Origin of the sequence: Methylobacterium sp. NPDC097929, from assembly GCF_049543375.1 — a bacterium.
In the GTDB taxonomy this organism is placed as follows: domain Bacteria; phylum Pseudomonadota; class Alphaproteobacteria; order Rhizobiales; family Beijerinckiaceae; genus Methylobacterium.
Map to the genome: position 1 here is coordinate 943,220 of NZ_JBMVEP010000001.1, position 20,799 is coordinate 964,018.

The following is a 20,799-nucleotide window of genomic DNA, read 5'->3' on the forward strand; positions in this document are numbered from 1 at the left end:
CGGCTTTCGGAAAAACGGCCGATGCGCAGGGACGATCACGGCGTCCGGTCGGCCTATGGCCGGACCGACGCCCAGCTCCTCCGCCCCGCATCGTCTCCTTCTGACAAGCCGAAGGCCGCTTCTCGGGCCGGTGCGTGAGCCGGCCGCCCGAACCTGCGGAGTACCGTCGATGAACGTAGAGAGCTGGATCAGCGTCGAGGAAACGCCCGCCCTGGCCGAGGCCGCGATGGCGGTCATCGACGCTCGCCTCGCCCGCTTCACCGAGGCCGAGCGCCTCGCCTTCTGGGCCTCGATCCGCAAGGCCTACAACACGCCCTACAACGATCCTGCCAAGGATTCCGGCAAGGAGCCCGGCAAGCCGGCCCAGCCCAAGCCCGTCGAGCCGGCCCCGAACGCGGTCGAGATCCGCCTTCCCGAGATCGACCCCGCGCTCGACCTGCCGGCGGCGGCTCTCGCCTCGGCGGCCCTGGCCGGAGAGATGCGCGCCGCCTAAAACGCCGAGGGCGAGCGACGAGAAAAGGCGCGGCCAATTGCCGTTTTCGGTTGATCGGGGCGGGTGGGGCTTTCCTGTCGCGCTTGTGCCCGGCATCCTGGCCCCGTCATCCTGAGATGCGTGAAGGCGGTCGGGCCGGTCCGACCGTCGGGAAACCGAGTTGAGATGCAGCGGCCCCGCCTTCCGAGCCTTCCGTCGAACCAATCCCCGTATCGCTCCGCCGCGGTCCTCGCCCTGATCGCGGCGGGCAGCCTCGCCGCGAGCCTGCCGCCGCGGCCGGCTCACGCCCTGGACGGCGTGCAGGGCGCGGAGTTGATCCTCGCCCGGTCGAGCGGGCGGCGGGAGCGCAAGCCGGAGAGTTCGGGCCTGCCGCCGGGCATGCAGCAGGCGGTGCCGCTCGCCGTGTTCGGCGACTGGAACGTCTTCACCAACGGGGCTCAGGCCCGGGACAAGCTCTGCTACGTCATCGCCCAGCCGACGACGCGCAGCCCGAAATCCCTGGCCCGCGACACCGGCTACCTGTTCGTCACCTTCCCCAAGGGCGGCGGCCAGGGCGAGATCGCGGTGATGCTCGGCTTCAAGCCCAAGCCCGCCGCGGCCCAGGCCAAGCCGGGCGCGGCGGCCGCGCCGAGCGATCCCTATCTCACGGTCGGCAACACCCGCTACGGCCTCGTGGTGAAGGACGAGAACGCCTGGATCCAGAACCAGGCCGACGAGCCGCGCATCGTCGCCGAGATGAGCCGGACGCAGACCGCCACGGTCCGCACGATCTCCCAGCGCGGCAAGCCGACCCAGGACGACTACGCCCTGGGCGGCTTCGCGGAAGCGCTCAAGCGCGCCCGCGAGGAGTGCAAGTAGGCCGGACGCCACGCCCAGCCCGTCTCCGCGAGCCCCGGCAAAGGGATCGACGACGCGACATCGCAGGACGGTGTCGCGCGGCTGGATTGCTTCGGCTTTTCTCCGCGAGGATGCGCGGGGGCTGAGCCGATCCGACGAGCACCACCTTGAAAACTGCTGCCCGCCGCCCGCCGAAACGAAGCCGGCGGCCCCGAGGGACCGCCGGCTCACAGACGAATAAGGCGGGAAGAATGCGCTGACGGCGAAACGTCAGACCGCGCGAAGCCGTGGCTGGCGGCTCTTCTCCCGCGCGGCGCGGGCGGCCTGCTCCACGGTGCGGAACAGGGTGCCCTCGAGGCCGTCGAAGCGGCGCTCGGAGGAGAAGAAGCGGACGCCGCCATGCTCGGGGACGGCGATGCCGGCGGTGATGTCGCCGACCTCGATCACGCGGGCGAGCGGTTCGTCCGGAACAAGGCTGGGGTCGTCGTAGGCGAACTGGACACGGGTCATAACAGGGTGAACTCCTGCGGCCTTCATCGGCCGGTTGTCGGCAAGGCGTTCGCGGGCGCTCCTAGCGCACGGATGTGACTGCCCGTCGACAACAGCCCTGCTCCCGGCGACCCCGCCCGCCGGCCAGTTTCGAAGTCCTCCAAAGAAAAACATCGATCAAGGCAAGTCCTCCTCTGTCTCGAGGACCACGGCGCAAGTGCGCCGTGATGCATTAGCGTTTGATGACGCGGCGCAAGCGTGCCACTACAAATCACCGCGGCGCGAAGTCATTCGCACGTCCTTAAGATGAGCCCTCTCCCCCCGACCGTCAACGGAATGTTCTTTCGAAGTTCAGCTTGACAGGGAAAGATCGCGTCGCGACTCGCGGTGTGGTTGGCGCAACTTACCTCTTCGACGAAGAGCTTAGCCTCGCCAGGCCCGTTGCCGCCGCGCCGTCGCGCGGCGGGGTTCGCGGTCGCCGCTGCTACGGCCTATTCCTTGAGGGACGTCTTCGGGGCCGGCGCGAGGCGCACGCCGAGACCCGCCTGTTCGAGAACACGGTTCAGCGCGTCCAACCCCTCGTTCTCCGGGCCGAGGCGCGCCAGACCGGCGACGAGGGCCGCGGCGGCTTCAACCTCGACGAGGTCGGAGGCCATGACGCCGGCATCCGGGACCCGGTTCAACACCGCTTCCACCGCCTCGAAGGCGGGCGGGAAGAAGAAGCATCGATCCTGCGGCACCTCGTTCAGACCCTTGCCGCTGGCCAGCGTCAGATTGGTCCCCGTCTGATCGAAATCGAGATCGCCGGAAGCCGTCAGCGGCCATCCCGGCGGCAGGTAGGTCGAGCGATGCTCGGCGTTGAGCAGGACGCGCGCCGGGGCGCCCTCCTACGGGCGCAACTGGAAGAAGCGGCCGACCTTCCGGAAGACGCACGGCAGGGAGAGCGAGACCCAGCCCCGGATCTCGATATCGGCCGGGGTCGTGGCGAAGAAGGTCGGCACCGTGATGTTCGGCAGCAGCACGACGAGGGCCGTCTTGCCGGCGGGAACGAAGAAGGAACCGACGTAGCGGTTGCCGCCGGCCGGGCTGCGCGTCAGGGTGGTCGAGAAGACGTTGTCGGGCGAGGCGACGTCGGTGATGAACAGGGTATTCCCGTCGAGACGCCGGGACGGATTGTCCGGATTCGGCAGGGTGATGTGGAAGGCGATCCGGAAGCGGAAGTCGAACGCCTCCGTGTTGGCGATCGTCAGGAAGTAGCCCTGAAGGACGCGGCGGGCGATCGCCTCCGTCCCGGCCCCGAGCGACGGCGTCAGCGGCTTGTAGAGGATCTCGAAGGTTGAAACGTCCATCGTGCCACTCCTCGAAAGAGGCGCGGATCGGGACTTCGGATCGCGCGCCGACGGGACGATCGGCCTGCAACGGGGGACGTGGCGGCCGCAGGAACGACGCTACGGCAGCGCTGAACGGGGAAACCGCAGCTCTCACGCCCCATCGCGGTGCCGGCAACCGTCCTGATCGCAGGGTACTGCAATCCTGATTGCAGCACTACTTCTGCGTGCTCAGCAAGAGGCCGCAACCTCCTGGGGCGCGGGATGACACTCGGGATTGTCGGAGGTGTCCCCCGTCGACAAGGCATCCCTCGCGACGGGGGGGCGTGCCCAGGTAGCGGCCGGAGGTCGGCTCGTTTCGATGAGGCGCGACCGGTGCTCGATGCGGCGCCCTCAGCCCCCGGCGACGATCCGCCCGAGATCGGCATGCGCGGAAAAGACGGATTCAGCGCCGGCCGCGAGGAGATCCTGCCCGTTCCGGTCGTGGCCCCAATGGCCGCCGCCGGTGAAGCCGACGACGCGCATCCCCGCTTCGCGTGCCGCCTGCACCCCCGGCACGCTGTCCTCGATCACGAGGCAACGCTCGGGCGCGACCTCCATCCGCTCGGCCGCGAACAGGAACAGGTCCGGGAACGGCTTTCCGCGCGCCACCTGCGCCGAGGAGAAGACCCGCCCCTCGAACAGCGGCAGCAGGCCGGTGAGCCCCAGCGAGCGGCGCAGACGCACCGGATCGCTGCTGGAGGCGACGCAGAACGGCAGGTGCAGGAGGCCCAGGGCGTCCACGATCCCGGCCATGGCGGTCAGTTCCGCCTCGAAGGCGGCGAGCGTCTCCGCCTTGACCCGCTCCACGAAGCCTTCGGGGGCGGTCACCCCGTCCTCGCGGGCGATGCGCTCCATGATCGAGGTCATGGAGGTGCCGGCAAACCGCGTCCGGACGCTGTCGAAGTCGATCGCGAGCCCAATGCCGTTGAGCCCGCGCGTCAGGGTCGCGAGACTGATCGGTTCGCTGTCGATCAGCACGCCGTCGCAGTCGAAGATCACGAGGGCGAGGGGAGGCGCGGCGGGGAAGGCATCCGTCATCGGCGGCCCGTCTCGCACGGCGACCGGAGCACCGCAACGCGGTTGTCGCCTCGCGTGCCGGCGTGTAGCCCGGCAGCATGCGCACCTATCTCGGCCTCGCCACGACCTTCCACGATCCGGCACTCGCCCTCGTCGGGCCGGACGGTGCCGTGCTCTTCGCCGAGGCCGCCGAGCGCTACCTGCAATACAAGCGCGCCCCGAACTGCGAGCCCGATCCCGGCACCCGCATGGCCGGGCTCCTGAAGCGTCACGTCCCCGAGGGGACGGAGATCGTCGTCGCCACCTCCTGGGGCGAGCAGTTCACGGAGTTCCTGCAGGGTCAGTCGGCGTCGGGCGCCTTCGATCTGCCGACGCTCGCCGCGCATCCCTCCAGCCTCAACCGCTCCTTCGTGCCGGAGCGGGCCGAGCGGGTCTTCATCGCCGACCTCCACGCCATGCAGGCGCGGGCCGGCAACGGCACGGTGCTCGCCCTCGACAACGAGACGCGGGGGCTCGGCGGTAAGCCGCGGGCGACCATCGCGGGACGGCGGCGCTACGCCCACCATCTGGCCCATGCTGCCTACGCGCTGTGGGGCAGCCCGTTCGAGGAGGCGACCGCGCTGATCGTCGACGGTATGGGCGAGACCGGCGCGGCGGCGATCTACCGTCTGAGGGACGGGCGCATCGAGGAGGTGCGGCGCCAGCGCGGGCGCGGCTCGGTCGGCTTCCTCTACGGGCTGGTGACGGACCTCGCCGGCTTCGACCAGATCAAGGGCGAGGAATGGAAGATCATGGGGCTCGCGCCCTATGGGAAGACCGACCCCGCGCTGATGGCGCTGCTGCGCCGGCTCTTCTCGGTCGAGGCGGGGCGGCTGAAATTCGCCGACGAGGCCACGGTGCAGGCGGTCGCCGCCGAGATCCTGTCGCGGCGCCCGAAGGATGTCGGCGAGCAGGGCTGGGCCGATCTCGCCCGCTGCGGCCAGGACATTTTTTCGGAGTTGATGGACGTTCTCGTCGCCGAGGCTTGGCGGCTGGCGCCCGGCGAAAACCTCGTGATCGCCGGGGGCTGTGGGCTGAACTCCTCCTATAACGGCCGGGTGCTCGCGCGCTCCGGCTTCCAGCGCTTGCACGTTCCCTCGGCGCCGGCCGACGACGGCAACGCCATCGGCGCCGCGTGGCTGGCGCTGGCCGAGGACGATCCCGATTGGAAGGGTCCGACGCGCGCGGCGCGTCCGCTCACGCCCTATCTCGGTTCGACCGTTTCCACCGAGCCGCTGGAGCGCATGGCCGAGTGGGAGCCCCGCGCCCGCCGCCTCGGCCATGAGGGCGTGACGCGGGAAGCCGCGACGATCCTCGCCGAGGGCGGCCTCGTCGGCTGGGTGCAAGGAAGGGCGGAGTTCGGGCCCCGGGCGCTCGGCAACCGCTCGATCCTGGCCGATCCGCGCCCGGCCCATGCCAAGGAATCGCTCAACGCCAAGGTGAAGTACCGCGAGGCGTTCCGCCCCTTCGCGCCCTCGATCCTGGCCGAGGCCGGGCCCGACTGGTTCGAGGACTATGCCGACAGCCCCTACATGGAGCGCACCCTGGTCTGGCGCGAGGCTTTGCGCGACCGCGTGCCGGCGGTGGTCCACGCCGACGGCACCGGCCGGCTCCAGAGCGTGACGCGGGAGCGCAACCCGGCCTACGCGGCGCTGATCGAAGCCTTCGCCGAACGCACCGGCGTGCCGATCCTGCTCAACACCAGCTTCAACGTGATGGGCAAGCCGATCCTCCACACGGCGGAGGACGCGATCCTGATGTTCTACACCACCGGTCTCGACGCCATCGTGGTCGAGGATTGGATCCTGACGAAAAAGGCGCCCGCCTGAAGCGGACGCCTTTCATCCTCGCTCGCGGCGAACCCGCAAGTATCACTCGCAGACTTCGACCCGGCGATAGGTGAACTCGACCTCGTCGAGCCAGACCTTGCGGCGCTCGTAGTGGCAGATCGGGCCGCGGCGGGGCGGGGGCGCGACGTAGACCGGCTCCTCCTCGACATAGACCGGGCGCGCCCGCGGGGGAGGCGGCGGCGGGGCAGCGCCGTTCAGGAGCGCGCCGACGGCCAAGCCGCCAATGACACCCGCGGCCGCGCCACCGATCAGCGCGCCGTTGCGGCCGTCGCGGGCGGAGGCCGGCGCGGCGGCGGAGAGGAGGGCGGCGCCGAGAAGCGTCGCGCAGACGCCCTTCCGGGCGAGGGAGGAGAGGGACGAAGCGGGCACGGGAACCGATCCTCTGGACAATCCGAGACGTCAGGCACGTATGTCGGACTTAATCCGGCCAAGCTTAAGGATTGGCGAACGGGGCGTTGCCGGCCGTTCAGATCACCGCATCGAGGCTGTTCACGACGGCGCGCGGCGGCTGGTCCGGGTATTCGTCGGGCTGACCCTTGCGGTTCACCCACACCGCGTCGAAGCCGAAGGCGCTCGCCCCGGCGATGTCCCAGCGGTTCGAGGAGAAGAACAGCACGGCCCCCCGGGCCACGCCGAGCCGATCGAGAACCAATTGGTAGGCGGCGGGCGCCGTCTTGAAGGTCTGGACCGGATCGACCGAGAGCACGGCGTCGAGCCGCTCACCGAGCCCCGCCGAGGCCACCGCCCGCTCCAGCATCGCCGCGTTGCCGTTGGAGAAGAGCGCGGTCCGCACGCCCCGCGCCCTGAGCCGGGCGAGCACCTCCGGCACTTCGCCGTAGGCGTCGAGATCCCGATAGGCGTCGAGCAGCGTCGCGCGCAGATTGCGGTCGATGTCGGGGTGCTTGGCCAGCGCGAAATCGAGGGCGCGCTCGGTCAGGTCCCAGAAGCCGACGTAGCGGCCCATCAGGCCGTGCACCCAGGAATATTCGAGCTGCTTGGTGCGCCACAGCTCCGACAGGTTTTCCGCCCGCGGCCCGAGCGCACCGGCATGGCGCGCCACCGCCGAATGCACGTCGAACAGCGTGCCGTAGGCGTCGAACACGGCGTGGCTCTTGCCGGCGAGGAGGTCGGGATCGCTCATGCGGCGTGAGATGGGGCGGCGCCCGAAGACCTACCTGCGGCGCAAGCGCACGCCGAAGACGGCCATCACCGCGATCAGGGTGCCGGCATAGGCCAGCGCCCCGGCCAGCCCGAGGAGCGCCAGCACTGCGATCTCGCGCAGATGGGGCAGGGCGGGCACGATCCGCTCGGCGAAGGGCAGCCCGTAGACCGCGAACCCCGCCAGCACCGCGCTCGCCACGATCACCGCGCCGACGGTGACGCCGAGCACCCGCCCCGGCGCGGTCCAGCCCCGGCGCAGGGCCAGCCCGTAGAGCAGGGCGAGGTTGATCCACTGGCCGATGGCGGTGGCCAGCGCGAGGCCGGCCACCCCGTAGGGGCCGGTGAGCACGAGCTTGAGTGCGACGTTGACGGCGATCGCCGTGAGCGAGGCGTAGAGCGGCGTCGTGGTGTCCTGCCGGGCGTGGAAGCTTGCCACCGCCGAGCGCACCAGCACCACGGCCGGCAGCGCCATCCCGTAGGCCGCGAGCACGGAGGCCGCGCGGGCCGCATCCTCGGCCGTGAAGGCGCCCCGCTGAAACAGCGCCGCCATGATCAGCCCCGGCAGGGTCAGGAAGGCGACCGTGAAGGGGGCCGAGAGCGCGAGCGTGAAGCCGGCGGCCCGGTTCTGGGCCGCGTGCGCCCCGGCCACGTCGCCCGCGGCGAGGCGCCGGCTCATCTCCGGCAGCAGCACCGTGCCGGCGGCGATGGCGATGACGCCAAAGGGCAATTGGTAGAGCCGGTCGGCGTAGTAGAGCGCCGAGACCGCGCCGGTGGGCAGGAAGCTCGCGATGATGGTGTCGGCAAAGGTCGCGATCTGGAAGCCGGCCGAACCGATCACCGCCGGCCCCAGGATCTTGAAGAAGCGGATCAGGTCGGGGTCGCGCAGGGTGGGCCGCGTCAGCCGCGGGGCGTAGGCGCGGGCGCGCGCATCCCACCACACGAGTGCGAATTGCAACACGCCGGAGACCGAAACGCCCCAGGCCGCCGCGTAGGCCGCATTCGGAAACAGGAAGGCCAGCGCGAGCGCGGCCAGCATGGCGAGGTTGAGGAGAACCGGCGCCCCGGCCGCGGCGGCGAAGCGCCGATGCGCGTTGAGGATGCCGGAGAACAGCGTCACCAGCGTCATGAACAGCAGGTAGGGGAAGGTGATCCGCGTCAGGCTCACGGCCAGCGCGAACCGCTCCCCATCCTCGGAGAAGCCCGGCGCCAGCGCCCGCACCACCCAGGGCATCGCCGGCAGGGCGAGCGCCAGCAGCACGACCTGCACGATCAGCATCAGAGTGAAGACGCGGTCGGCAAAGCGCGCCGCGGCCCCCGGCGCCCCCGCCTGCTCCAGATGGGTGTAGGCCGGCACGAAGGCGGTGTTGAGCGCCCCCTCGCCGAAGATCGCGCGAAAGTGGTTCGGCAGGCGGAAGGCGACGACGAAGGCATCCGCCACCGGTCCCGCGCCCATCACCGCGGCGGTGACCACGTCGCGGGCGAACCCGGTGACCCGCGAGACCAGCGTCCAGCCGCCGACGGAGAGGATCGAGCGGATCATTTCTTTACGCGGTTGATCCCATGCGGGCGGGATCGCCCTGTCTTCGCACTAGGCCGTCGGGACAAGGCGCGACTAGGGCCGCAAGGTCACGACAGGCACGAAAAAGCCGCCCCGTCGGCGAACGGGGCGGCGGCATCAAACGGGGACGCGGATCAGGCCTTGGCCTCGCCGTACAGCTTCTCGACGTACTCCCAGTTCACGAGGTTCTCGATGAACGCCTTGAGGTAGTCGGGACGGCGGTTGCGGTAGTCGATGTAGTAGGAGTGCTCCCACACGTCGACGCCGAGGATCGGGGTCGCGCCGTGGACGAGCGGGTTCTCGCCGTTCGGGGTCTTGAGGATGGCGAGCTTGCCGTCCTTGACCGCGAGCCAGGCCCAGCCCGAGCCGAACTGACCGATGCCGGCCTGGATGAAGTCGGCCTTGAACTTCTCGTAGCCGCCGAGGTCCTCGTCGATCTTCTGGGCCAGCGCCGCCGGGGGCTGACCGCCGCCGTTGGGCTTCATCCAGTTCCAGAAGTGCAGGTGGTTGTAGTGCTGGCCGGCGTTGTTGAAGAGCGCCTGATTGGTGTTGTAGCTCGCCTTGACGATCTCCTCGACGCTCTTGCCGGCCAGATCCGTGCCTTCGAGCAGCTTGTTTCCGGTATCGACGTAGGCCTTATGGTGCTTGTCGTGGTGGAACTCGAGGGTTTCCTTCGACATGTAGGGCCCCAGCGCGTCGTAGGCGTAGGGCAGCTCGGGCAGGGTGAACGTCATGCGTGTCTCCTGGGTTGTCCGGGTCTCGCGGGGAGCGTGGGCGAAGCGCGCGGGCAATGTGACGCGCGCGGCCGGCGAGGTGACGGGCGGGTAGGTAAGTCGGTGGACCGGGCTCGGCAACGCCACCGGGGCCGTATCCGCGCGCATGACCACCCGTCGGAGCGCACGATCCACGATTTTGCGCGTGTTCGCGCCGGCCGCATCGCGCTCATGGCCCGGGCCGCACACGCTCCGCGGGCATTCGGCTGTGCATGGCGGGAGGGAACGGCCGGATTCCGCACACCCCATCGCCGTGCGATTTTGCATTGGGCGCTCCGGGGGTTATCCTGCCCCTCCACGCCGCCCGCGACAGTTCAGTCGAGAGTACCATGGTCGTCGCGCTGCTCGCGCTCAGTCTCGTCATGATTCTCGGCGGCATCGCCGCCGTGGTCCAGGGCTTTCCCTACGTGCGCCTGGAGAGCGGGCTCGCCATGGTGATCGGCGGCTCGACCGCGGCCTCGGCCGGCGTGATCCTGCTCGGCCTGACGGCGGTTCTCGACCGGCTGCGCAAGCTCGGCGACAGCCTCGACCGGCGGCTCGATGCGAGCCCGGGCCAGGATGTGCCGCAGAGCGTGCCGGCCGAGCCCGCCTTCGCCACGCCCGCTTTCGCCGCCGCACCCTGGGAGGCCGAGGCTTCGGCGGCATCCGCTTCCGCCGCGGCGCCCGAGGTGGCGCCGCCGGAGCGCCCCTCGCTCGCGGCCATGGGCGCCGGCATGGGAGCGGCGGGGCTCGCGGGCCTGTCGATCGGCGCGCTGCGCCCGGGCGCACGCGGCTCGGAGCCGGTCTTCGAAGACCCGACGCCGCCGGCCGAGACCGCCGCCGAGCCGCTTCTGCCCGATCTCCTGCCGGACTCGGCTCCTGCGCCCGAACGCCACCCGCCCGTGGGAGCCAGAGCGGAGGAGGATCTGTTCGCCGCGCCCGAACCCGCTCGGCACGCCTTCCCGGAGCCCGAGCCGGTCGCGCTGCACGAAGCGACCGACCACGGGAGCGAGCCGCAAGAGACCTATCCCCAGGAGACCCACCCCCAGGTGGCGTATCCCGAGGAGGCACGTCCCGAGGAGGCCCCCGCGCCCGAGACGATCGGCCTGCGCTCCTCCCTCGACGAGCCCGCTCCGGAGCCGGCCGCCGAGCTGCCGGCGGAGGCCGAACCTGCCGCTCCCCATCCGGAGACGACCGCGGCCGCCCCCGATCCGGAGCGGCACGCGGTGGGCTCCTACGCCTCGGGCGCCAACACCTACGTGATGTTCTCCGACGGCTCGATCGAGGCGGATACCCCGCGGGGACGCTTCACCTTCGCCTCGCTCGACGAGCTGAAGAGCTTCGTCAACGCGGGCGGCGAGGAGACCCGGGGCGCGGCCTGATCTCGTCTCCGTTTGATCGCCTCGGCCTTCGCCCCGCTCCGTCCTCGCGAGGCGGAGCCGAAGCGACCCGGAGCGCGACCTGTCCGGACAGTGCAGAGCCCTGGACTGCTTTCGCTGAGCCTCGCAAGGACGCTGGAAGAGACCGAAACGATCAAACCAAAACCGTTTGAGGCCTCGCCTCGCGCGGGATTGCGTTCACATCCTCGGCGTCATGGCGAGGCTTGGCGCAAGCAATCCGGCGCAGTGCCATGTCCGTGCCGGTCAAGCCGCCGGCCGCCTCACGCCAGCGGGTTGAGTGCCGGGTTGCGCTCCGGCAGGGGTGCGGCGAGCGTGAGGTGGAAGCCCTCCGGCGCGTAGTCGGTCGTGATCCTGGCCTGGACCTGCGTGGTCAGCACCCGCTGCAGCAGGCGCGAGCCGAAGCCCTGGCGGGTCGGCGGCTCCACGCGCGGGCCGCCGGTCTCGCGCCAGTCGAGATGCAGCAGGCCGTCCTCGACCCTCCAAGAGATCGCGACCCGGCCGCGCCCGGACGAGAGGGCGCCGTACTTGGCGGCGTTGGTGGTCAGTTCGTGGATCGCCATGCCGATCGGCACGGCGATGTCGGAGGGCAGATCCACGGGCGGCCCGTCCAGCACGATGCGCAGGTCCGGCGAAGTCTCGGTCTCGCTCTCGGCGTAGGGCATCAGTTCGGAGGCGAGCAGGTCGCGCAGGCTCGCCGTCTGCCACGTCGCCTCGGTGAGCACGCTGTGGGTGTGAGCGAGCGACTTGATCCGGCCGACGAAGGCCTCGTGGAAATTGTCGATGCTGGTGGCGGTGCGCGCCGTCGAGCCGACGATGGCCTGGACCGTGGCCAGCGTGTTCTTCACCCGGTGGTGCAGCTCGCGGATCAGCAGGCTGCGGCGCTCCTCGGAAAGGTGCCGGTCGGTCACGTCGGCGACGACGCCGATCAGGCGCCGCGGCAGGCCGCCGGTCGCGCCGCGCTCGAAGCGCCCCGCCATGTCGATGGTGCGCCAGGTGCCGTCGTCGTGGCGGCGGATGCGTCCCGTGGCGTGCAGGATCGTGTCCTCGCGCAGGGCGCGCAGGATGGCCTGCCGGAAATGCGGCCGGTCCTCGGGATGCAGGATCTGCTTGAGGAAGGTGGCCTTGCCGATGCTGCCCTCCTCCGGCCGGCGGCCGAAGATCGCGAACATCCGCTCGTTCTCCCAGGTCGCCCGGTCGTCGAGGACGTGCCACTCGAAGATGCCGAGATCGGCCACCGTGGTGGCGACCCGCAGGCGCTCCTCGCGCTCGGCCAGCGCCTCGCGGGCCTCGACTCGCGTGGTGATATCCTGCACCACGCCGACGACGCCGACCGGAGCGCCGTCGGCCGCCAGGACGGCCTCCCCGCGGGCACCGATCCAGATCTCGGCCCCGTCGGTGGCGCGGCGGAAACGGGCCTGGAAGGCGTAGGGGCGCCGCTCGGCGAGAGCCTGCGCGACCGAGGCCTGGATGCGGTCGGCATCGGCCGGGTCGATCTGCCCGCGCATCACCGCCCAGGTGACGGAACGTCCCGGGGCGTAACCCAGGATCTGCGCGGCGCGGCGCGAGAAAACCATCTGCCCGGTGGTGAGGTCCCAGCGCCACTCGCCGAGGCCCGCCGCGGTCAGGGCATCGCGGTTCTGCTCGGCGCGCACCAATTCGTCGGCATCGACGAGACTCACGACGGCGACCGCGTCCCCGAACGGGTCGGCCTCGCCCGAGAGGGTCAGGCGCAGGTCGACGGCGCCGCCATCCGCCCGCTGCCAGCGCCGGATTCCGGCCTTGAGGCCGAGGGCGTCCCCGCCGAACTCGTCCCGGCCGATCACCTGATCGGTGGGGCGTCCGTCGAGGGCGCCGGGCGCGTAGCCGAGCCAGCGGCAGAGGCAGGGATTGGCCGCGCGGATCGTGCGTCCGTCGGGCGAGAGCACGGCGAGACCCACCGGCGCGCCGTCGAAGGCGGCACGGTACAGACCGAGCGACGCGTCCGCCGGTCGGGAGCTCTGATCCGCCCTGTCGTGCACCCCGTTCCCCGTTCAGCCGCCCGCTGCGGGTGCAAGCGGGACCGTCCGGAGAGCGGAACCATGACGGAGGCCGCCGCGGACGACAAGACTGGGCGTCGAGGCAAGCCTCATCGATCGCTGCCGGTCAACAGGTCCGGCATGGCCGCGGCCAGCATGCCGCCTGCGCGGATCACCGCACCCGCGTCCCGCGCCGAGCCCCGGAGCAGGGCGCGCCCGAGGCGCACGGGCAGGTTCACCGCGAGCGCGGCGGCCAGAACTGCGAGGAAATTCAAGCGGCCGAAATGCTTGTCCGCGTAGAGCGCCTGCGCGCGCAGGAAGTAGAACAGGCGCCGGTCCTTCACCGCCTCGGTGGTGCCCTGGCCGCGGTGTCGGATCTCGGCCCGTGCGGCGTGGCACACGGCAAAGCCCGCCGCGCCCGCGCGGGCGCAGAGGTCGGCATCCTCCCAGTAGACGAAGAAGCGCTCGTCGAACCCGCCGAGCCGGGTGAACAGGGAACGCCGGATCATCAGGAAGGCGCCCATCACCGCGTCAACCGCCCGCGTCTCGGCATGGTCCCAGTCGAGCAGGAAATGCGCGGGCACGCGGCCCGGCAGCAGCCGGTCGAGGAACAGGGTGTGGGCGATCAGGCGCGCAGGCGTCGGATGGCGGGCGCAGGTGCGGTGTGTGCGCCCCGCCTCGTCGACGAGCCGGGCGCCGACGATGCCGATGCCTTCATCCGCCTCGAGCACGGCGCGGGCGGCCCCGATGCCGTCCCGGCTGACCTGCGTGTCGGGATTGAGGAACAGGATCGCCTCCGCCTCGCCCAAGGCCGCCCCCTGATTGCAGGCCCGGGCGAAGCCGCGATTGTCGGTGTTGCGCAGCACGGTGAGCGCGAGATCCGGCCGTTCGAGCCCCTCGGCCGAGCCGTCGGTGGAGGCGTTGTCGACCACGACGACGCGCAGGCGCGCCGCATCCCCGCTCGCGGCAAGGCTCCCAAGGCAGTCCCGGAGCTGGTCCCCGGCATTCCAGTTGACGATGACGACGTCGAGGAGCGGCCTCACGGCGGCGCGTCCGCCGGCCGGCCGAGCCGGCCGCCGAGGCCCCGGGCGAGCGCCCCGAGCAGGCGGGCGAGCACGCGCGGCGAGAAACGGTGGCGGGCCCAGTAGAGGACGATCTGGAGCGGCAGGTAGGCCGCCTGCTTCAGCTTCCACCGGCGGGGCAGGTGCGGCAGGCGCCAGCCATAGGCCGTGTTGCGCACGTAGACCGCCATGCGGAACAGCGGCTGGTCGGGCATCGCCACGGGCAGGACGCGCGCGCGGATGGTGCCGCGGCCGACGCTGTGGGGGATCGCCGTGGCCGGGTCCATCCAGCAGCTCAAGCCCCGCGCCCAGGCGCGAAAGCACCATTCGAGATCGACCGCGTCGATGAAGAAGTCCTCGCGGAACGGGCCGACCCAGGCGAAGGCGTCGAGATCCATGAGCGACCCGGAGGTGGCGAGGAACTCCACCGGTTGAAGCCCGCCCCGCGGCGTCTGGCCCGAACGGGCGGGGTAGCGCGGCGCCTTGTGGCCGGGATTGGGAGCGGGCGCCGGCCCGACCAGCGCCGGATGCGGCGCATCGCCGGCCGCGCGATCCAGGGCCTGAGCGAGCGAGGAGAGCGTCGCCAGGGTGGCGTCGGCATCCTGATCGAGCAGGAACAGGCGGCGGAAGCCCGCGGCGCGGGCGGCGTCCGCGAGCGCGTTGAGGGCCGCGGCGATGCCGAGATTGCGGCCCTCGCCGAGCAGGGTCAGCCCCTCCGCCGCCCGCAAGGCGGCCAGGGCCTCGGGCGGAATGCCGCCGTTGTCGAAGACGAGCACGGCCGCACGCCCGGCGAAGCGCTCGACGATCCGCGCCGCCTGCGCCGCCGAAGGGCGGAAGAACACGACCGCGACGGCGGTCGGAGGATCGTCTCGGGAGGGAGCTTGGGGCGTCACGACGGACCTGCCTGTGAGGCTACCGGCCTAGAGCATCGTTCCGAAAGGTGGCCGCCGGCTTTCGGAAAAAGACGATGCGAAACAAAAGGCTAGACCATCGTGCCGGATACGATATCCGGCACGATGGTCTAGGCGCGGGACCGCGGGGGCGCAAGCCCGGAACCCGGCGGCTCACTCCACCACGATCTTGTAGCTCTGACCCGGCCGGAGCGCCGCGCCGCGTTCCAGACCGTTGAGCACGAGGAAACGGTCCACGGCGCGGTCGGGCACGCTCATGCGCCGAGCCAGCCCCTCCACGCTGTCGCCCGGCGCGGCGGTGACGATCTGCAGGTGGGCGGGCTTGAGGGAGGCGGCCTCCTCCGGCTCGATCGGGCGCAGGCTCTCCAGCCAGCGCCGGAAGGCGGCGTCCGGATCGGTCGCGCCCTTAGCCGCCATGATCATGCGGTAGGTGCTCTCGCCCATGCGGATCGCCGCGAGCCGGAAGGTCCAGTCCTTGCCGCGCGAGATCGCGGTCACGGCAGAGCGCCCGTCGATGATACGATTCTCGACCGTGCCCGCCTCGATGGCGTCGTTCCAGGTCGCGCGCAGCACGTCTTCGAGGCTGCGGTCGCCGCTGGCCTCGACCTGATCGAACAGCAGGCGGCGGCTGCCCTCGGGCGTGGTGCCGAGCACGGCGTTGCGGGTGTTCTCGATGGCGAAGGCGTCCGGCACCTCGAACGCGATCCTGAGGCCCGGATGCAGGAAGCGGCGCCCGCGCACCAGCCCCTCGCCGGGATTGTCGCCATAAGCCACGCCGTCGATCGCCGCGAGGTAGCGGGCGCGCTCGTCCGTGCCGAGGCCGGGGGCGCCGATACGCCGGGCCGCGCGGGTGACCAGCGCGATGCGCTCGGTCGTGGCCGGATGGGTCGCCAGCATGTCCGGCTCGGAGGCGCTGCCGGTGCCGGACTTGAGCGCCATGGTGCGGTTGAGCGCTTCGAGGAAGCGGCCGGCGCCGAAGGGATCGAAGCCGGCCTGCGCCAGCACGCGCACGCCGTTCGTGTCGGCCTCCAGCTCCTGCTCGCGGGAGAAGCGGGCCAAGGTGAACTTGGACTGGCTCTCGAGCTGCGCGCCGGTGACGGGATCGTTCAGCACGTCGGCCACCACGCGGCTCACGAGTTGCGAGCGCAGGGCCATCTCGCTGCGCGCGGTGGCGTGGCGCAGCGTGACGTGGGCGATCTCGTGGGCGAGCACCGCGGCGGCCTCCGAGCTGTCGCTGGCGAGCGCCAGCAGGCCGCGGGTCACGTAGAGCCGACCGCTCGGCAGGGCAAAGGCGTTGACCACGGGCGAATCGAGCAGGGTGACCGCGTAGCTCTCCTCCGGCCGGTCGCTGGCGCGCACCAGCCGCTCGGTGATCTCGGTGAGCAGCCGGTGGGCGGCGGGCGAGCGGTACTCGCCGCCGAAGGAGGCCACGAGCTTGGCGTGATCCGCCTCGTCGGAGCGGCTGCGCCCGGTGGTCCTGGGCGCCTGCTCCGGCACCTTGATCACCGCCGGCGTGAGGACGGTCCCGGTCTGGTCGGCGGCGCAGGCGGAAAGCCCGGCCGCGAGCACGGCCATCGCGCCGAGCCGCAGCCCGGCACGCATGCGCGCACCCCGGCGACGTCCGCCTGCACGCCGCGCCGATTCGTTGTGCCGATCCCCCGTCATGCCGTTCTAGCGCCGCAGCGCCCGCTCCCCCTCGACGACCTCGATGGCCTCAACGCCTGCAAGGTCGATGAGCGGGCCCCGCCCGATCTCGACCATGCCGCGGATTCTCACGAAGCGGCCCCTCAGCGCGGCCGCAGACAAACCATGTTCGGACAGGGTCCGCCAAGTGCGTTTCTGCACGGTTACGGTCAGGCCCGATTCCCCCTTTCGCGCGAAGTCGAGATAGGTCCGGGCCGAGCGTTCGCCGACATGCAGGATGCGTCCCTCCACCACGGAGAAGCGCCCGGCACGGGCCGTCAGCGCCGCCATGTCGGTCGCCGCGACCGGGCCGGCGGCCCAGACGCCGCGCCGCGCCACCCGCGGCGCCCCCTCCAGCGCGCGCAGGGCCGGGCGGCAGAGGGCATCGGCCTCGCCGGGATCGGCGCTGGCGAGCCCGGCCGCGATCAGCCCTCCGGCGAGATCGACCGGCTCGGCGGCGCCGGCGAGGCCGTCGATCCGGCGGCGGCCCCAGCGATCCTCCGGTCCGCGCTCGGTCACGGTGAGGGGCAGGCCGCGAAAGGACAGGAGCCAGGCGCGGGCCGCCACCTCGGGGGCGGGCTCGTCGGGCCAGCGCAGGCCCGACAGGACGGCGCGGCGGCCCGAGGCGAGGATCAGTTCGCCCCGGGGCCCGAGCCCGGCGAGGCTTTCCTCCCGCGACGCACCGGCCCGGCAGGCCTCGTCGGCGGGCGCGGCGAGGCCGGGCTGGCTTGCCGCGGGCATCCCGCACGCGGCGAGCAGCCACAGAGCCGCCGGAGGAGCGCAGCGCCCCATCCGCGGCCGGCCGGATATGGAGTCATGACCGGGCCGCTTCGTCACCGCTCGTGCTCGCCCCCTCGTCGACCCGTTGCCAGCCTGCGAGGATGGCGCGGGAAAAGGCCCGGATCGCGGCTGCCGAAGGTGGCGAAGCGGATTGTCCGACCATGAGTCCGCGGGGCAACAGGGGAGCCGCCGAGCGCGATGGGCACGGTTGGCGGTCCCGCGCGATGATGCTAAGCCTTGTCTCGACGTCTCCGTAGCTCAGCTGGACAGAGCACAGGTTTCCTAAACTCCACAATTGGGCGTCGCGCCGGGAAACCGCGCGGCGGATCCGCTCAAATTCGGGGAAAGCTTCCGGCGCCAAAGCGCCCTGCCGATCCCGAGCCAAGCCCGAGGCGCCGTCGTGGTCCTCGGGAAGGTGTAGAGACTAGACGGGCGGCACCTAAAGACCTCACCGGGTCCAGGGTGAAGGGATAGTCCAGACCACGAACGCGCGACGAGCGCGGCGGCGAAAGCCGAAGTGGGATGAAACCTGGGGTCGCAGGTTCGAGCCCTGCCGGGGACGCCATTTTTCCATACTCAAGATTGCAGTCGACACTTGCCTGCGCCCGCTGATCCTACATCGGTACGCTGTCGCACTTTAACAAATGACATAACTTGTGGGTCGTTGCCCACGCCAAGCTTCCCGGTCTTGCACACCGTAAGGTTTCGACCGAAGCATCGCCCGATTGGGGCTGGGCAGAGCGAAAATGGCGGGCCAGAAAACTGACGACCGTGACGTCCTTCTCGGACGTCGCATCGCCGAGCAGCGCAAACGCTCGAAGCTGACCCAGAGGGCCGTCGCCGACAGCTTCGGCATGTCGGCTGCCCAACTCCAGAAGTACGAAAAGGGTGTGAACCGGATCAGTGCGATCCACCTCGCCATTCTGAGCCGGCTGACGAATACGCCGGTCTCGGACTTTCTCGACGGCATTCCCCATCCCGACGAGGCGACCGAGCGCGGCTTTTCGGAGAGCACGCAGCAGGGCTACAGCTCCGAGCCGTGGTCGGATTTCGCCCGCGCCTTCGCCCGGCAGGTGGTCGGCACCTTCAGCGAGGCGCAGCGGCGCGAACTTTCGGCCGCCGTCGACGTGCTGAGCCGCGAATTGAAGAACTAGGCCGTTCGGAGGGTCGGCGGACCCGCTCGGCAAAAACAGCACGCCCCTTGCGAGGCGTTCTATATAACGAACGATTTCGGCATTCCGTCTTGACCCCTCCCATCTCCGATGCGACAAGCCGCGCCTTCGAGAGACCGGGTCAAGCGCCGTTGCCGACGAGGCGCGCCCGACATTCGGGGGTGCACGCGATGCCTCGTTCCGACTACCTCTTCACCAGCGAGTCCGTCTCGGAGGGCCACCCCGACAAGGTGAGCGACCGGATTTCGGACACCGTGGTCGATGCCTACCTCGCGGCGATGCCGGAAGCTCGCCTCGGCGTGGAGACGCTGACCACGACGAACCGCGTCGTGATCGCGGGCGAGGTGCGCGGCCCCGATTCCGTGACCTTCAAGGATCTGGAAGAGCTGACCCGCGAGGCGGTGCGCGACATCGGCTACGAGCAGTCGGGCTTCCACTGGAAGAACAACGACGTCGCCATCCATCTGCACGCGCAGTCGGCCGACATCGCCCAGGGCGTGGACGCGGCGGGCAACAAGGACGAGGGCGCCGGCGACCAGGGCATCATGTTCGGCTACGCCGCCGACGAGACCCCGGCCCTGATGCCGGCCCCGATCTTCTACGCCCACAAGATCCTCAAGGACCTCGCCGACGCCCGCAAGGCGGGGCAGGGCGATGCGGCCAAGCTCGGCCCCGACGCCAAGAGCCAGGTCACGGTGCGCTACGCCAATGGTCGCCCGGTCGAGGTGACGCAGATCGTGCTCTCGACCCAGCACCTCGACGAGTCGCTCGACTCGGCCGACGTGCGCGCCATCGTCGAGCCCTACATCCTCAAGGCCCTGCCGCAGGGCTGGGTCAACGAGGGCACCGTCTGGCACGTCAACCCGACCGGCAAGTTCGTGATCGGCGGCCCCGACGGCGATGCCGGACTCACCGGCCGCAAGATCATCGTCGACACCTACGGCGGCGCGGCGCCTCACGGCGGCGGTGCCTTCTCCGGCAAGGACCCGACCAAGGTCGATCGCTCGGCCGCCTACGCCGCCCGCTATCTGGCCAAGAACGTCGTCGCCGCCGGCCTCGCCCGCCGCGCCACGATCCAGCTCTCCTACGCCATCGGCGTGGCCAAGCCCCTGTCGATCTACGTCGACCTGCACGGCACCGGCACCGTGGACGAGGCCCGGCTCGAAGGCGTGCTGATGGACGCCCTCGACCTCTCGCCCCGCGGCATCCGCACAGCGCTTCAGCTCAACAAGCCGATCTACGCCCGCACGTCGGCCTACGGCCATTTCGGCCGCGAGCCCGACGCCGACGGTGGCTTCTCCTGGGAGAAGACGGATCTGGCCGACCGGCTGAAGTCGGCCTTCTGAGCCCGAACCATGATGGGGAGGGATGCTGACATCCCTCCCGAGACGGGCGGGACGGCGGAGACCGAGCGGGCCTTCTACGGGCGCCGCAAGGGCAAGCGCCTGCGGCCGGGCCAGGAGCAGCGCCTCGAAGGGGCGCTGCCGCGCTTACGCATCACGCTGCCCGAACGCGGCGAGTTCCTCGATCCGCCGAGCCTGTTTCCGGTCTCGGTCGACGAGGTCTGGCTGGAAATCGGCTTCGGTGGCGGCGAGCATCTCGCTGCGCAGGCCGAGGTTCACCGCCGAGCCGGCATCGTCGGCTGCGAACCGTTCGTCAACGGCGTCGTCAAGCTGCTGCGCGCGGTGGACGATCGCGACTTGCGCAATGTCCGCGTCTGGGACGAGGACGCGACCGCCCTGCTGGCCGCCCTGCCGGATGCGAGCCTCACCCGCGTCTACCTGCTCTATCCCGACCCCTGGCCGAAGCGCCGCCAGCGCAAGCGCCGCTTCGTCTCGGACGCCTCGCTCGCCGAAATCGCCCGCGTGCTGCGCCCCGGCGGCCATTTCCGCTTCGCCAGCGACATCGACGACTATGTGGGCTGGACCCTGGTGCGCGCCGCCCGCTGCCCGGAACTCCGCTGGACCGCCGAGGGTGCCGACGACTGGCGCCGGCCGTTCCCCGGCTGGCCGGGCACTCGCTACGAGGCCAAGGCCCTCGCCGCCGGCCGGCTGCCGAGCTACCTGACGTTCGAGCGCGTCGAAGCGGTCTGATCGCGAAGCCTCACCGCGGACTTCCCTCTCCCCTCCGCGGGAGAGGGTGGCCCCCGTAGGGGGTCGGGTGAGGGGAGCGCCGCTTCCGGAAAAGACGCGACGGACGCCACCTCCGGCA

Annotated in this window: 20 protein-coding genes; 7 read left to right on the plus strand and 13 right to left on the minus strand. The window is 70.9% G+C overall.

Annotated features, from left to right (window positions below; all coding sequences use genetic code 11):
- The first annotated feature begins 169 nt into the window (after positions 1-169).
- Both ACPCJR_RS04550 and ACPCJR_RS04555 read left to right on the plus strand, forming a co-directional pair.
- A complete protein-coding gene (locus ACPCJR_RS04550) occupies positions 170-493 on the plus strand; it encodes a hypothetical protein (protein ID WP_391510483.1) in 324 nt (107 codons plus the stop codon).
- 165 nt (positions 494-658) lie between these two features.
- Positions 659-1,351: an invasion associated locus b family protein gene (locus ACPCJR_RS04555; protein ID WP_391510482.1), complete on the plus strand. Its 693-nt coding sequence runs from the start codon at positions 659-661 to the stop codon at positions 1,349-1,351.
- A gap of 249 nt (positions 1,352-1,600) precedes the next feature.
- Here the strand turns inward: ACPCJR_RS04555 and ACPCJR_RS04560 are convergent, their stop codons facing one another.
- From ACPCJR_RS04560 to ACPCJR_RS04575, 4 genes are all read right to left on the minus strand, one after another.
- A complete protein-coding gene (locus ACPCJR_RS04560) occupies positions 1,601-1,840 on the minus strand; it encodes a hypothetical protein (protein WP_391510481.1) in 240 nt (79 codons plus the stop codon).
- 470 nt (positions 1,841-2,310) lie between these two features.
- Positions 2,311-2,559 (minus strand): hypothetical protein, encoded by a 249-nt coding sequence (locus ACPCJR_RS04565; protein ID WP_391510480.1) that lies wholly within the window; start codon positions 2,557-2,559, stop codon positions 2,311-2,313.
- A gap of 147 nt (positions 2,560-2,706) precedes the next feature.
- On the minus strand, positions 2,707-3,168 hold the full coding sequence (locus ACPCJR_RS04570) for a hypothetical protein (protein ID WP_391510479.1): 462 nt from the start codon (positions 3,166-3,168) through the stop codon (positions 2,707-2,709).
- Positions 3,169-3,540: 372 nt separating this feature from the next.
- Positions 3,541-4,227, minus strand: coding sequence for an HAD family hydrolase (locus ACPCJR_RS04575; protein WP_391510478.1), 687 nt, complete (start codon positions 4,225-4,227; stop codon positions 3,541-3,543).
- Positions 4,228-4,304: 77 nt separating this feature from the next.
- Here ACPCJR_RS04575 and ACPCJR_RS04580 point away from each other — a divergent pair, with 77 nt between their 5' ends.
- Positions 4,305-6,074: a carbamoyltransferase family protein gene (locus ACPCJR_RS04580; protein WP_391510477.1), complete on the plus strand. Its 1,770-nt coding sequence runs from the start codon at positions 4,305-4,307 to the stop codon at positions 6,072-6,074.
- 42 nt (positions 6,075-6,116) lie between these two features.
- Here the strand turns inward: ACPCJR_RS04580 and ACPCJR_RS04585 are convergent, their stop codons facing one another.
- The 4 genes from ACPCJR_RS04585 to ACPCJR_RS04600 all read right to left on the minus strand — a co-directional run bounded on the left by ACPCJR_RS04585 (position 6,117) and on the right by ACPCJR_RS04600 (position 9,548).
- Positions 6,117-6,464 carry a hypothetical protein gene (locus ACPCJR_RS04585; protein WP_391510476.1) on the minus strand — a complete coding sequence of 116 codons (348 nt, stop codon included), beginning with the start codon at positions 6,462-6,464 and terminating at the stop codon, positions 6,117-6,119.
- 97 nt (positions 6,465-6,561) lie between these two features.
- On the minus strand, positions 6,562-7,236 hold the full coding sequence (locus ACPCJR_RS04590) for a haloacid dehalogenase type II (RefSeq protein ID WP_391510475.1): 675 nt from the start codon (positions 7,234-7,236) through the stop codon (positions 6,562-6,564).
- 30 nt (positions 7,237-7,266) lie between these two features.
- The gene (gene murJ, locus ACPCJR_RS04595; RefSeq protein ID WP_391510474.1) at positions 7,267-8,796 is read right to left on the minus strand and encodes a murein biosynthesis integral membrane protein MurJ; all 1,530 of its coding nucleotides are present in this window, start codon (positions 8,794-8,796) and stop codon (positions 7,267-7,269) included.
- 152 nt (positions 8,797-8,948) lie between these two features.
- Complete coding sequence (locus ACPCJR_RS04600; protein ID WP_331286207.1) at positions 8,949-9,548, minus strand: superoxide dismutase; 600 nt, start codon at positions 9,546-9,548, stop codon at positions 8,949-8,951.
- A 368-nt stretch (positions 9,549-9,916) separates the two neighbouring features.
- Here ACPCJR_RS04600 and ACPCJR_RS04605 point away from each other — a divergent pair, with 368 nt between their 5' ends.
- Complete coding sequence (locus ACPCJR_RS04605) at positions 9,917-10,948, plus strand: hypothetical protein (protein WP_391510473.1); 1,032 nt, start codon at positions 9,917-9,919, stop codon at positions 10,946-10,948.
- 278 nt (positions 10,949-11,226) lie between these two features.
- Here the strand turns inward: ACPCJR_RS04605 and ACPCJR_RS04610 are convergent, their stop codons facing one another.
- The 5 genes from ACPCJR_RS04610 to ACPCJR_RS04630 form a co-directional block, all read right to left on the minus strand.
- Positions 11,227-12,984, minus strand: coding sequence for a sensor histidine kinase (locus ACPCJR_RS04610; RefSeq protein WP_391510472.1), 1,758 nt, complete (start codon positions 12,982-12,984; stop codon positions 11,227-11,229).
- Positions 12,985-13,091: 107 nt separating this feature from the next.
- The gene (locus ACPCJR_RS04615) at positions 13,092-14,024 is read right to left on the minus strand and encodes a glycosyltransferase family 2 protein (RefSeq protein WP_391510471.1); all 933 of its coding nucleotides are present in this window, start codon (positions 14,022-14,024) and stop codon (positions 13,092-13,094) included.
- Positions 14,021-14,935 carry a rhamnosyltransferase gene (locus ACPCJR_RS04620; protein WP_391510470.1) on the minus strand — a complete coding sequence of 305 codons (915 nt, stop codon included), beginning with the start codon at positions 14,933-14,935 and terminating at the stop codon, positions 14,021-14,023. The genes ACPCJR_RS04615 and ACPCJR_RS04620 overlap by 4 nt, the downstream gene beginning before the upstream one ends.
- A gap of 171 nt (positions 14,936-15,106) precedes the next feature.
- Positions 15,107-16,618 (minus strand): M48 family metalloprotease, encoded by a 1,512-nt coding sequence (locus ACPCJR_RS04625; RefSeq protein ID WP_391510469.1) that lies wholly within the window; start codon positions 16,616-16,618, stop codon positions 15,107-15,109.
- A gap of 6 nt (positions 16,619-16,624) precedes the next feature.
- Positions 16,625-17,428 (minus strand): DNA-binding protein, encoded by an 804-nt coding sequence (locus tag ACPCJR_RS04630; RefSeq protein WP_391510468.1) that lies wholly within the window; start codon positions 17,426-17,428, stop codon positions 16,625-16,627.
- Between the two features lie 734 nt (positions 17,429-18,162).
- Here ACPCJR_RS04630 and ACPCJR_RS04635 point away from each other — a divergent pair.
- The 3 genes from ACPCJR_RS04635 to trmB all read left to right on the plus strand — a co-directional run bounded on the left by ACPCJR_RS04635 (position 18,163) and on the right by trmB (position 20,681).
- Complete coding sequence (locus ACPCJR_RS04635; protein WP_391510467.1) at positions 18,163-18,570, plus strand: helix-turn-helix domain-containing protein; 408 nt, start codon at positions 18,163-18,165, stop codon at positions 18,568-18,570.
- 188 nt (positions 18,571-18,758) lie between these two features.
- The gene (metK, locus tag ACPCJR_RS04640) at positions 18,759-19,934 is read left to right on the plus strand and encodes a methionine adenosyltransferase (RefSeq protein WP_391510466.1); all 1,176 of its coding nucleotides are present in this window, start codon (positions 18,759-18,761) and stop codon (positions 19,932-19,934) included.
- 9 nt (positions 19,935-19,943) lie between these two features.
- Entirely contained in the window at positions 19,944-20,681 is a 738-nt protein-coding gene (trmB, locus tag ACPCJR_RS04645; protein ID WP_391510465.1) for a tRNA (guanine(46)-N(7))-methyltransferase TrmB, read from the plus strand.
- The last annotated feature ends 118 nt before the right edge of the window (positions 20,682-20,799 follow it).